The organism is Kosakonia sp. N21 (assembly GCF_050587465.1).
Classification (GTDB): Bacteria; Pseudomonadota; Gammaproteobacteria; order Enterobacterales; family Enterobacteriaceae.
On record NZ_JBOBHR010000002.1, the window covers coordinates 385,950 to 398,954 of the forward strand.

The window sequence follows — 13,005 nt, forward strand, 5'->3', positions numbered from 1 at the left end:
GCAAGGAGAGATCTGTATGAAACGCGCTCAATATTTGCTTACAAAAACCACCATTGCCGCTACGTTGGGGATCGTTTTTTCGCTACCGCAGTCGGCTTTCGCCTGCAACGGGGCGGGTGACGAATTTATTGGCAGTGTGTGTTATATGGCGATCCGCTATTGCCCGGAAGGCTATCTACCCGCCGACGGCAGAACGCTGAACGTCAATGGTTACCAGGCACTCTATTCCCTGATTGGCAATATCTACGGTGGCACCGCGCCCACAACCTTTACGCTACCCGACCTGCGCGGCAAAACGGCGATTGGCACGGGTACAGCAGCGACGCCGTCAGGTAACGTTACCTACACGCTCGGCAAAGCCATCGGTCAGGAAACCGCCGTTGGCAGCGGCACCAGTTCAGTGGTGCTCAACGCCGCGCAAATCCCGCCGCATACCCACCCGGCAACGCTTTCACTGAGCGGGACCAGCACCGCGGTCACCCTGCCCCTTAGCGGCAGCATCACAAACCTGCCTTTTAACGCCGTTGCCAGCCTCGGCGTAACCGGTATTGCCAAAATCGGCTCATCAACCACCAGCGGCCGCACGGTTAACCTGACGGATAAAAGCCTGCTCACCTCCGTTAGCGGCCCCGCCGCACTGCTCTACGCACCTGCGGGCGCAACCAACGACAGGCAGTTGGGGCCAGATGGCAGCGTGACAGGAACCGCCAGCGGTTCGGTCGCCGGCACAGCCAGCGGCGGCCAGTTATCAGGTTCGGCGGCCGGCACCGTCACTCTGCCGTTAACCGGAACGGTCAATGTGGGCGCCAATGTCACCACGCCAAATCCTGTTACGGTGCCGGTGTCGGTATCGGTACCGGTGCGCGATCCGTCACTGCCCCTCACGGCGTGTATCGCCGTCACTGGGCTTTACCCGGTTAATCCAGGCTGATTCGCCGCTGCAGATGGGCAGTTTTTTGCTGCCCATCACACGCAGCGACGGAACAGAGACAAAAAAAGCACAAAATGCAAATATATCTATTCAATTACATAATTAAGACATAAATTACATTTAAGAAACAAATTGAAACGTTTTCCCGCAACCTGACGGCGCTGAGTCCATGGCATGCGGAAATGATGATCGGAATGTTATTCGTCTGCTGGGGTACCTCTATGTTATGGCGTGATCTGTTCAGTAACCGTCGCGTTGCCCGTCAACAACGCACTCACTCTCCCCGGCCCGTTGAGATAACGCAGCCCGTCCCACTGGGGTACGCGCTTGAGCCCAGGATGCTGTTTGACGGCGCGGTTGCCGCAACCGTGGATCAAACTGCCGCCGCGCAGGAGACCACACCAACGCCCACCGCAGACACAGCGACGCACGCCGACGATAGCCACGCGCAAAGCAGCGAGAGTCAAACCCAGGCCGCCAGTCAGGACACCACAACCGATAGCACGAAAGTCGCGGTCGCCGCCGATAGCGCACAAACCCACAAAGAAGTGGTGTTTGTCGATACCTCCGTGGCGAATTACCAGACACTGCTCAGCCAGGTGCCCACCGGCGCGGATGTGGTGTTGCTGGATAGCAGCAAAGATGGCCTGTCGCAGATGGCGGAATGGGCGCAAACGCACAGCGGCTATGACGCGATTCACATCATCAGTCACGGTGCGGAAGGCCGTCTCTATCTCGGGGATTTAACGCTGGACAGCACCACCCTCACCTCACGTCAGAGTGATTTGAGCGCGCTTGGCGCGGCGTTAACAGACAGCGGTGACATTCTGCTGTATGGCTGCTCGGTGGCATCCGGCGAAGGGGTGAATTTTATCAATTCGCTCGCCAGCGCGACCGGCGCAGACGTAGCGGCCTCCAGCGATCTTACGGGCAGCGTGGCGAAAGGCGGCAACTGGACGCTGGAAAAAAGCGTTGGCAGCGATGGGATCCAGGCGGATGCGCTGGCGTTCAATGACTACAACGAACTGCTCACTGTCGTCGTGTTTGATAACGCAGATTTAAATAGCGGTAGCGGGATCTACAACAAAACGGTCAGCTCCGTCGGGTTCACCTTTTCCGGCCAGGACGGGTATTCGTTTTCCAATAACTACGGCACCAACTACAACGTCTTCCCTGACAGCGCCGGAAACCCAACCGGCGATGCCACCAAGCTGACGATTGCAGTGGCCTCCGGCTATACCTTCGATCTGACCAGTTTCAGTTACTACACCTCGCTGAATGACACGATTACGGTCACCTTTACCTATGCCAACAACACCACCGTCACCGGGACACTGACAGCTACTGCGAATGCCAATATCACCCTCTCGAATTTCTCGGTGTTCCGTGACGCGTCAAATAATGCCCTGTCCACCTCCGCGAACGACGTCATCAAAGTGGTGATCTCCAGCGCGAACGGGACGGGGGGCTTCGACTTCGGAACCAATAACTTTGATATTTCCGACGTCAAAGCCATCGTGGCGTCAAATGCGACCTCCACCGTCACCGCCGGTCCGTCTGGTGAAGCCACCACGTTTTCCACCACCGCGACATCGGCTGCCAGCGCCACCTCGCTGATGGACTTTACGATAGCCGACCCGGGAACATCCGATGGCCTTGCCACCAATGTTAGCGCGTTCTACGCGACCGTAAGCGGAACAGCCACCTCGTCGGAACTGGCGAAGATGAGTTTCTTACTCAACGGGCCGGACGCCACCAACGTGCTCGGCACTTATGACAGCAGCACCGGCAGGATCACCTTCTCCGGACTGAGCCTGTCGATTGCTGATGGTGGTAGCGAAACCTACACCATCAAGGCGTATTACAACGACAACACCAGCAGTAACGATATTACCGATCACCACACCGTGGTGTTGTCGGTCAACGCCAGCAATTTTACCTCGGTCTCCGGCGGTTCGACCTTCGCCAGCAGCCAGGCCAACGTTACCAATGGCAGCGGCGCGAGCATTGACATCGCCGCCACCAAACTGATTTACAGCCAGTCGCCGTCCACGTCGGTGGTCAGCGGCATCAACTTCACCACCCAACCGGTGGTGATCGCCGTGGACGATCGCGGCAATATCGATACCGATTTCAACGGGTCAGTCACGCTGAGCGAAAATGGCAGCGGTTCACTCACCGGCACCACCACCGTCACCGCCTCGAGCGGTACGGCCACCTTTAGCGGCGTGAAATACACATCAGCCAGCGATGCAGACGCCAACTTTGTACTCACCGCCGCAGCCGGTAGCCTGGTGAGCGCTACCTCGGCCTCCATCAACCCGGATGTGGTCGCAACAAAGCTGGTCTTCAGCACACAGCCTGTTCCCACCGCCATCCAGAATGGGCAAAGCACCAGTTTTACCACCGTCCCGGTTGTCCAGGCCGTCGATGCGAATGGGATGGTGGACCAGGATTACACCACCAATATCGTGCTTTCAGTCACCGATCCTAACGACGGAACCGTCGATGGCACGGTCAACAGCTTTACGGTCACGTCCGGCGATCAGGACGCCAGCAGCACCACGGTCACGCTGACACCGTCGGGCGGTATCGCCACCTACAGCGGCCTCGTCATTATGTATACCAACAGCGGCAGCACCAACACGCTGGCGTTACGGGCCACATCGGGCAGTTTGACGGCGATTAACAGCTCGTCGATCACCGCCACCACGAATTCCGCGCCGGTCTTTAGCAACCTGAACGGTGGTGCGACCTACACCGAAAACGGCAGTGCGGTGGTCATCGACAGCGATGTGACCGTCGCCGACACCGAACTGGATGCCCTTAACAGCGGGCTGGGTAACTATAACGGCGCGTCGATCACTGTCGCCCGCAACGGCGGGGCCAGCAGCAATGATCTCTTCGGTAACAGCGGCCTGCTGGGGGCGCTCACGCAAGGACAAAGCTTTACCTACAACGGCACCACGGTAGGCAGCGTCACCACCAATTCGGCGGGCACGCTGACACTGACCTTCAACAGCAACGCCACGTCCGCCATTGTGGATGCAGTACTGCAATCCCTGACCTACGCCAACAGTTCTGACGATCCGCCCACCAGCGTGACGCTGGGCTGGACCTTCAACGATGGTTCCATCAACAGCAGCGGCACGAATCAGGCGGTATTGAGTATTACGCCAGTGAACGATGCGCCGGTGATCAGCAACACCGCTGTCAGCAAAACCTTCAATGAAGACAGCGCGCAGACCTTTACCGCTGCCGATTTCGGCTTCAGCGATGTGGACAGCGGCGACACCCTGCAATCGATCACCATCGTCACTGCGCCGGGCGCGGGCGAGCTGTTTATTGACGCCAATGGCGATGGCGTGCGCGGCGTTGGCGACACGCTGCTGGGCAACGGTGCAGTGGTCAGCGCGGCCAACATCAGCAAACTGACCTTCCGCCCGGCGGCGGATGCCAACGGCGCAGGGTATGCGGCCTTTACCTGGACCGTCAGCGACGGTACCGTCTCGTCCGCCAACCTTGGCACCATGACCCTTAACGTCACGGCAGTAAACGATGCGCCAGTCATCAGCAACACGGCTGTCAGCAAGACCGTCAACGAGGACAGCGCGCAGACCTTTACCGCTGCCGATTTCGGCTTCAGCGATGTGGACAGCGGCGACACCCTGCAATCGATCACCATCGTCAGCGCACCGGCTGCGGGCGAGCTGTTTATTGACGCCAATGGCGATGGCGTGCGCGGCGTTGGCGACACGCTGCTGGGCAACGGCGCGGTGGTCAGCGCGGCCAACATCGGCAAACTGACCTTCCGCCCGGCGGCGAATGCCAACGGCGCAGGGTATGCGGCCTTTACCTGGACCGTCAGCGACGGTACCGCCTCGTCTGCCAACGTCGGCACCATGACCCTCAACGTCTCGGCGGTGAACGATGCACCAACCTTATCTAACGGCGCGACCGTCACACTGACCACCACCAACGAAGATAACACCTCATCCGCCACCACCGTCTCCTCATTGCTCAGCAATGCGGGCTATGGTGATGTCGACAGCGGTGCCACCAGCGGTATTGCCATTACGCTGACCACGGGCAACGGCCACTGGCAATACTCCACCGACAGCGGCGCAAACTGGTTCAATGTTGGTACGGTATCGGGCTCATCCGCCCTGTTACTGACCTCAACAGCGCAGGTTCGCTATGTGCCGGACGGGGCCAATGGTGAAACCGCAACGTTTGCTTTCAAAGCGTGGGATCAAACCAGCGGTTCCGCCACAACGGGGGCCAGTACAGGCCTTGCAGACACCTCAACGTCTGGCGGCAGCAGCGCATTCTCAAACGCCAGTGCTCAAGCTTCCATGACGGTCAGCAGCGTCAATGATGCGCCCACTGTCGGTAGCGCCATTGGCAGTCAAAGTGCAACAAAAGACGCCGTATTCAGCTTTGCCGTTCCTAATGGCGCATTTGTTGACGTCGATACCGGTGACACGCTCACGCTGACCGCGACGCTGGCCGATGGCTCAGCGCTGCCCGCCTGGCTGAGTTTCAACCCGTCGACACGCACCTTCTCGGGAACACCAGCCAGAAGCGATGTGGGCAACCTGAGCATCCGGGTCACCGCAACGGACAGCAGCAGCGCGTCGGTCAGCACGACCTTTGGCTTAACCGTCAATAACAGCAACCTGCCGCCGGTCGTTGCCACCCCCGTTGCCGATCAGGCGGTTACACAAGGCGGCAATTTCAGTTTCACCGTGCCAGCGGGCACCTTCACCGATCCGGACGTTGGCGAAATTTTGACGCTGAGCGCGACGCTGGCGGATGGTTCTGCGCTGCCTGGCTGGCTGAGCTTTAACCCGACGACCCGCACCTTCTCTGGCACACCGGCAAATGGTGATGTCGGGAATCTGGCGATTCGGGTGACCGCCACCGACAGCGCCAATGCGTCCGTTAGCACCACCTTCGGGCTGAACGTCACCAATGTTAACGACGCGCCGGTGCTGTCGGGCACACTGAACGCGCAAACCGCGACACAAAACAGCAGCTTCAATTTTACCGTTCCGGCAAGCCTCTTCACCGACCCGGATGTTGGCGACACGTTGACGCTACGCGCCACCCTGGCGGATGGTTCCGCGCTGCCAGGCTGGCTGAGCTTTAACCCGGCGACCCGCACCTTCTCAGGTATACCGGGTACGGGTGATGCCGGAAGCTTATCTATTCGGATCACCGCCACCGACGGCAGTAACGTTTCGGTTAGCACCGCCTTTACGCTGACGATTGCCGCCAGTAACGACAGCGGCGGCGACCCGGAATTCCGCATGAATGCGGGCAGTTCTCAGCCTCCAGCGCCCTCTGCCCCGCCGATGATCACGGTGGTTGCGAATGCGCCGGTCACCTTAGGCGCGTTGTTCTCTCCGCCATCTCTCGGCGCGCTGAATAGCGCACGAACAGCAGACGTCGCAACGGTCACATCGACGATTTTTCAGTCATCCCAGCGGACAGCACCAGACAACAACACACCGATCAGCCAGGTGGCGGGCACGTTTGCCCAGGGTGCCACCTCCAGCAGCGCCAGCCTGTTTGAAAGTTCGCTCGGTTCGTTCCCCAGTTTCAACAATGGCGGTGCGCTGGGTGGGGCATCTTCACTGGCGAGCATGTTCTCGGGAAACAGCCTGCCTTCGCTGTCGCCCATGGCGGTGTTCTCCGGCGGGAGCTGGCGCAACATCAATGCCAGTGATGGCGCGACCACACCCATCGCCGCGCAGATGCACTTCGCGCCCGATCTGGAGTGGCAATTACACCGTATTGGGGATGACGCGCAGCAGCGGCTGGTCGTCATTGAGCAGGCGTTGAGGGAGGTCGGGCAAATCACCGACGACAGACAACGCACATAAACGCGCCTCAGGGTCAGGGCGTGGGTGACAATAACAACAAGAGTCAGCAGGGGTGGAATCGTGTTAAAGGGTCGTAAACTTTTCAGTCTGAGCCTCATCATAGTGGCCATGAGCGGCTGCGCCGTCAACAGCCAGCCGGTTTCCAAAACGGAAGGTGAGCAGCGTATTCAGCAGGACAAAATCGCCATGTTCAGCAAACAGGAGCCGGTCACCGCGCCGATAACGCTCTATGACGCCATGGCGAGGGCACTTAAATACAACCTGGAAGCCCGTCTTAAGGTGATGGAGCAGGCGTTATCGCAACAGCAACTGGAGCTTGCGCGCTATGACATGCTGCCGCAGATTGCCATGTCGGCCGGCTACGTTGGCCGCAGCAATACCAGCGCCTCCAGCAGCCGAAGCGTTGAAACCGGGCGGCAATCACTGGAGCCGTCTACCTCGCTGGATCAGAACCGTGACGTCGCCGACCTGACCATGGTCTGGAACGTACTGGATTTCGGCGTTAGCTATGTCAGCGCCAAACAACGGGCCGATCAGCGCTGGATCGCCGATGAACGCAAACGCAAAGTCGTGCATACCGTTATTCAGGATGTGCGTTCAGCCTACTGGCGGGCCGTGGCGGCAGAACGCCTGCTGGGCCGCATCGACAGTCTGATTGACCGGGTTAACCAGGCGCGTGAAGCGAGTGAGCATATGAGCGCGCAGCAGGTGGGCGATCCGGTTGAAGTACTGAGTTATCGCCGCACGCTGATTGATGCCGTGCGTCAACTGGAAGAGCAACGGCGGGCGTTATCGCTGGCGAAAACCGAGCTGGCGACCTTAATGAACCTTCCGCTGGATAGCGCCTATACGCTGGCGTTACCGGAAAAAGATGACATGACGGTACCGCAACTGAATGTCGATTTCGCCACCCTGGAGCAGACAGCGCTGTTAAATCGCCCGGAACTGAAAGAGCAGGATTATCAGGTGCGCATTCATGCAGCCGAAACCCGCAAATCGCTGCTGCGGATGCTGCCGGGGCTGGAGGTCAGCGCCGGCGGTCACTATGACAGCAACTCGTTTATGGTGAACCAGAGCTGGGCGGATGTGGGAGTGAAGGTCACCTGGAACCTGTTTAATCTGCTGTCCGGTCCTGCGGCGTACAAAACGGCGAAGGCCAATGAGAGCGTCTCGGAAGTTCAACGCCAGGCGATGTCGCTGGCCATCATGGCGCAGCTGTACGTCGCCCGTGCGAATTTCAATGAAGCGCAGCGCCAGTACAAAACCAGTGAGGAGCTGAGCGATCTGGATGGTCAGATTGCCGGGCAGTTGAGAAACCGCTACAAGGCGAACAGTATCGGGGAGTTGCAGCTGATTCAGGGGGAACTGAACGCGCTGAATGCCAATCTGCGTCAGGATCTGGCCTATGCAGAACTGCGCAACACCTACGGTCAGATCCTCTCAACCGTCGGGCTGGATTTACTGCCCAAAACGCTGCCGTCCGATCGTCTGGTCGACATCAGTCAGGCGCTACGCCAGTCAGAAAGCAACTGGCAAAAAGGCAATATCAGCGCCATGCAGTCGTTCTGATCTATGGCTATTGCTGGCGCCTGCAACAGGGGCGCCAGCCCATCTGGCAGGCTTCAGTAATAACCTTTCAGGGTTTCCAGCAAAGCGCTACGAGAAAAAAGCCACCCGCAAACACGGGTGGCTTAAGGCATTCCTGATACGTAAATATCGTCACGGTTGCCTGTACCGATCATTTCATACCGCAATTTTGTACATATCACTATATCGGTTTACATAGATACACCGATTCCGCCCGGTATGTTTGCCGTGATAGAGGGCTTTATCGGCTCTTTCCAGTACTCTGTGCAAACTTTCATTTTCATGCACCTGGGTTAACCCGGCAGTAAACGTTATGCCGTGATCGCCAGCGGCTATTTCCGTATTGGCGACCAATAATCTGATCCTTTCCGCGATGGCAAAGGCATCTTCATCACTGGAGGCATGAAGTAAAATAATAAACTCTTCACCACCGTAACGATAAACAGGCTCACACTTGCGCGTCTCATCTTCTAACTGAATAGCCAATGCGCGTAACACCTGATCGCCAGTTAAATGACCATAGTTGTCATTTATTTTCTTGAAATGATCAATGTCCAGAAGCAGCAAATAGAGACCGTCTTTCGCAAACTTTTCTGATGTCTTATCAAAGGACTCATCAAGCGTCCGACGCAACGGCAGGCCGGTTAAGGCATCAAAGCTGGTGCGCCGCTGCAAAAGGTGCGTCTTGTAGAGTGTCAACGACTGGTTAAAGGCCAACAGCGCTGATGCAAACGCCCCAAATGAATCAGCGGAGGCTTCATTGAACGTCAAGACCGCCATCAGCTCACGGCATTTTTCATGTATGCGGATGTGCTTATGATGAATATCCAGCAGATAACTTTTATCATCTCTGTCTTCCTTGAGTTTTTGCTGAAGCCAGATACCGAATTCGCAACGCGAATGTGCATTACAGCTTGTGATATCTGAAGCATGCTCATGTTTCTTCGAAACATAATACAGCACTTTAACCAACCATTTGAAATGCGCATCCGATGATTTATTAAGCCCGGAAATAGTGGCATCAATATACTTATATTCCCTATTCATTATTCGTTCCTCTCCGTTATATTTTTCAAATAATAACAAAAAGCAACTATAATTCCGTAAAGCAAACCGGCATGACAAGTAAGGTTATTGTCAAAAAACTTCAAGCCGGCAATAAACGTAGCGTTGCATTTCCTGAAGGCAAAAGGCTGCCAGCAATGCTGACAGCCCTGTGTTATCGTTGGATATATAAAGGAGGAGAAGCGCCTGACGTTTAATCAAACACGCCATTGATGATGGCGGTCACAATTGCCGTACTCAATGCAACCAGCACTAAGTCATCACCCACAATGCGCCACTCATAGCCCGGATAATAGGGCAACTGACCCAGCATTGAGGCCGGGACTGTCTTTTTGGCAATGCCCGGAGGGAGCGGTTTGCCGCGGGCCAGGTTTTTCGCGATGCCCGGAGGTAAGGCCTGATACCCCACCAGACCATAGTTAACCGCCAGCTCGCGCGCGGTTGAGAAACTGATATCGGATTCTACGTGATCGGGTTTGCCTTTATTTTTACCCTGCCCATTTGATTGCTGTGCAGAGGCGCTATTGTTACCGTGATTGCCACTATTGCCGTGACCGCCTCCGTTCCCATTACCATTGCCATGCCCGTTACCGGGATTAGCCAGTACAGGGGTAACCAGCACAGATAATGAAATCACTGCGGCTATAGCGGTTGAAATACTGCGACGCGTAAACATGATCATTCCTTCAGGGTGGTAGTACTGTTTTTAATTCTAAAATAGACATGCGAATTTTCTATCTCTCTAATTCTTATTTTTTCGCCTGCAAAAATTTGCATTAAAGATTAAAAAATAACCCTTACCACTGAAACATCATTATATTCAGCGCGATACAAAACCTTAAGAAATTAAGCTAACGCTTGGTGTTTTATTATATAACGGTCACACTATTTATACCGATTAGAGTTACAAAAAGGCCCGCTTTCGCGGGCCTCAGACAGACATCACATTAACACGAACCTATCAGGCATGATGCTCGATAACGTTGTTGGCGTTTTCGATCGCAATTTTGCGCGGTTTTTCACTCTCCGGAATGTCCTGATAAATAGAGAGCTGTAAAAGCCCGCTTTCAAGTTTTGCGTTGCTGACGCGGGCATGTTCCGGTAAGGAAAAACTCAAACGAAAGTCTGAACGACGTATGCCTTTGTATATCCAGCCTTGTTCATCCTGAGATTCGTTCTCAGCACGGTTACCCGAAATATTAAGGTTACCGCCGACGGTCTCGATTTCGAGTTCATCTTCCTTCCAGCCCGGCACGCTGACATTTAACAGGTAGTTGTTTGCATCGACTTTTTTCAGATCGTAGGCCGGTAACGATGCAACGGGGGAGTCCCCGGTTAACTGGCTAAATAGTCTGTCGATACGGTTAAAACGGTCAGCAAAAGCAGAATCAGAAAAGCCTGGGAGTGCTGACAAGGTTCTGAGTGCCATAAATTAACCTCCTGAATAATCGATTCAAAAGCTCAAGTTACAGGCAAGCGTTGCTTGTCCGTTGGTATAAATAATTCCTGCCAACCGTTTTTCAAGGGGAAAAGTGGAAATTTTTTCAACCTTGCATGTTAAGGGCTCAGAGGCGGTGAGTGATAAACCATCCAGGCCAGGCAGCCCGACTATCCGTTCGCCATAACGTAATCGTATCGAAAATTTAGCCGATGACCATAAGCCAGCTTGAAGTCGCAGCCAGCACTACTACCAGGATCATTAATTTTATGAATCGGAATGCAGCAATTTGCGATTAGTCTGTTTTCGGACGGTGCGCTATAACATGTATAATGGATATGACTTATGACAAGAACCAACTTATTTACTGGCGGTGCCGATGTCGCATCTGCCAGTTTTTATTTTATATGAAACAAACTTCCCCCCGCTATGCCATCCCGATTAACTCCCGGTCCAATTTGGTGATGGCGTCCGCTGGTTTTATTTGTCTATCTGAACGATATTAAATATTCACATCGCAGCGATATGCGCGACAGAGCATTTCTTGTTTGTCGGTGAACGCCATAGAGTTTCTTGAGGAGAGGTTATGAAGCCAGTAGAAGACGTGATTAATGATCTGCAGTCTCGTGCTTTAGCGTATGAGATAATTTTTCAGTCCCTGTTCACAGAGCTGCCTCAATTTTTCAAAGATAAAGCCATTGAGAACATCGAGCTTAACTTCAAAGCATTTGAATCGGGCACACAGTCTGAATCGGGGAAAGCAAAGCTCGACGCGGCAAAAGCGGTGGCATCCAGAATTACGGGAGTGAAGCTTAAATCGTCTTCCCAGGGTTGATGCTGAAGCGGTAGCGGTTGACGTCTGGTTACTTCGAAATGGTACGCCCTACAGGGTTCGAACCTGTGACCTACGGCTTAGAAGGCCGTTGCTCTATCCAGCTGAGCTAAGGGCGCATTTCGTGGATGATGCTCCCTGCAAGGGGAAACGCCTGGAATTATACGGTCAGCGCCTGGTGAGTCAATGACTTTTCCGCCAGTTGCTTGCTTAGTGAACGGCAGTGCACACTTTCACAACGTTTCCCGGTCGCGAACCGCCAAATGCGCCCCGCTCTTGCTCCTGTTTCGGGCGGTCGCGGGGAGGAAAACCGCAAACGGTAACTGACAGCACGTCGCGCTTCTGACAAAATAGTCGCATCCCCCTTAGTTGAATGACAGATGGAATCCTCTCTCTGATGGCAGCAAAGATTATTGATGGTAAAACGATTGCGCAGCAGGTGCGCTCTGAGGTTGCGGAAAAAGTTCGGGCGCGTCTGGCGGCCGGAAAACGCGCACCGGGCCTGGCTGTCATACTGGTTGGCAGCAATCCTGCATCGCAAATTTATGTCGGCAGCAAGCGCAAAGCCTGCGAGGAAGTGGGTTTCATCTCCCGCTCTTACGATCTTCCGGAAACCACCAGCGAAGCTGAATTACTGGAGCTTATCGACAAACTGAATGCCGATAGCGCCATTGACGGCATTCTGGTTCAGTTGCCGCTGCCTGCTGGCATCGACAACGTGAAAGTGCTGGAGCGCATTGCACCAGACAAAGATGTGGACGGTTTTCACCCTTATAACGTCGGTCGCCTGTGTCAGCGCGCTCCGCGCCTGCGCCCGTGCACGCCGCGCGGTATCGTTACGCTGCTGGAGCGTTACAACATCGATACCTACGGCCTGAATGCGGTCGTGATTGGCGCATCCAATATTGTCGGTCGCCCGATGAGCATGGAACTGCTGCTGGCGGGTTGCACCACCACCGTGACGCATCGGTTCACCCGCAACCTGCGCCACCATGTGGAAAACGCCGATCTGCTGATCGTCGCCGTGGGAAAACCGGGGTTTATTCCCGGCGAGTGGATCAAAGAAGGCGCTATCGTGATTGATGTCGGCATTAACCGCCTGGAAAACGGTAAAGTCGTCGGCGATGTGATTTATGAAGAAGCCGCGGCGCGCGCCTCATATATCACCCCCGTTCCGGGGGGTGTCGGCCCGATGACCGTCGCCACCCTGATCCAGAACACGCTGCAAGCGTGTGAAGAATATCATGATGTAGAAGGCGCATAA

At 55.2% G+C, this 13,005-nt stretch carries 8 protein-coding genes and 1 tRNA gene; 5 read left to right on the forward strand and 4 right to left on the reverse strand.

Features of this window, described 5'->3' with window-relative positions:
- The first annotated feature begins 16 nt into the window (after positions 1-16).
- The 3 genes from ACQ3G7_RS05555 (at position 17) to ACQ3G7_RS05565 (ending at position 8,388) form a co-directional block, all read left to right on the forward strand.
- On the forward strand, positions 17-931 hold the full coding sequence (locus ACQ3G7_RS05555; protein WP_430889139.1) for a phage tail protein: 915 nt from the start codon (positions 17-19) through the stop codon (positions 929-931).
- A 221-nt stretch (positions 932-1,152) separates the two neighbouring features.
- Positions 1,153-6,819 carry a putative Ig domain-containing protein gene (locus ACQ3G7_RS05560; RefSeq protein WP_430889140.1) on the forward strand — a complete coding sequence of 1,889 codons (5,667 nt, stop codon included), beginning with the start codon at positions 1,153-1,155 and terminating at the stop codon, positions 6,817-6,819.
- Between the two features lie 60 nt (positions 6,820-6,879).
- Complete coding sequence (locus ACQ3G7_RS05565) at positions 6,880-8,388, forward strand: TolC family protein (RefSeq protein WP_430889141.1); 1,509 nt, start codon at positions 6,880-6,882, stop codon at positions 8,386-8,388.
- 174 nt (positions 8,389-8,562) lie between these two features.
- Here the strand turns inward: ACQ3G7_RS05565 and ACQ3G7_RS05570 are convergent, their stop codons facing one another.
- From ACQ3G7_RS05570 to ACQ3G7_RS05580, 3 genes are all read right to left on the reverse strand, one after another.
- On the reverse strand, positions 8,563-9,453 hold the full coding sequence (locus tag ACQ3G7_RS05570; protein WP_430889142.1) for a diguanylate cyclase: 891 nt from the start codon (positions 9,451-9,453) through the stop codon (positions 8,563-8,565).
- Positions 9,454-9,664: 211 nt separating this feature from the next.
- Positions 9,665-10,147, reverse strand: coding sequence for an anti-virulence regulator CigR family protein (locus ACQ3G7_RS05575; protein WP_430889143.1), 483 nt, complete (start codon positions 10,145-10,147; stop codon positions 9,665-9,667).
- Between the two features lie 285 nt (positions 10,148-10,432).
- Positions 10,433-10,900 carry an Hsp20 family protein gene (locus ACQ3G7_RS05580; RefSeq protein WP_430889144.1) on the reverse strand — a complete coding sequence of 156 codons (468 nt, stop codon included), beginning with the start codon at positions 10,898-10,900 and terminating at the stop codon, positions 10,433-10,435.
- A gap of 595 nt (positions 10,901-11,495) precedes the next feature.
- On the opposite strand from ACQ3G7_RS05580, the gene ACQ3G7_RS05585 reads away from it, so the two are divergent.
- Positions 11,496-11,744, forward strand: coding sequence for a hypothetical protein (locus ACQ3G7_RS05585; RefSeq protein WP_430889145.1), 249 nt, complete (start codon positions 11,496-11,498; stop codon positions 11,742-11,744).
- 39 nt (positions 11,745-11,783) lie between these two features.
- Here ACQ3G7_RS05585 and ACQ3G7_RS05590 read toward each other — a convergent pair.
- A tRNA-Arg gene (locus ACQ3G7_RS05590) sits at positions 11,784-11,860 on the reverse strand.
- 278 nt (positions 11,861-12,138) lie between these two features.
- Between ACQ3G7_RS05590 and folD the strand changes: the two genes are divergently transcribed.
- Positions 12,139-13,005, forward strand: a complete 867-nt coding sequence (folD, locus tag ACQ3G7_RS05595; RefSeq protein WP_263097718.1) for a bifunctional methylenetetrahydrofolate dehydrogenase/methenyltetrahydrofolate cyclohydrolase FolD — start codon at positions 12,139-12,141, stop codon at positions 13,003-13,005.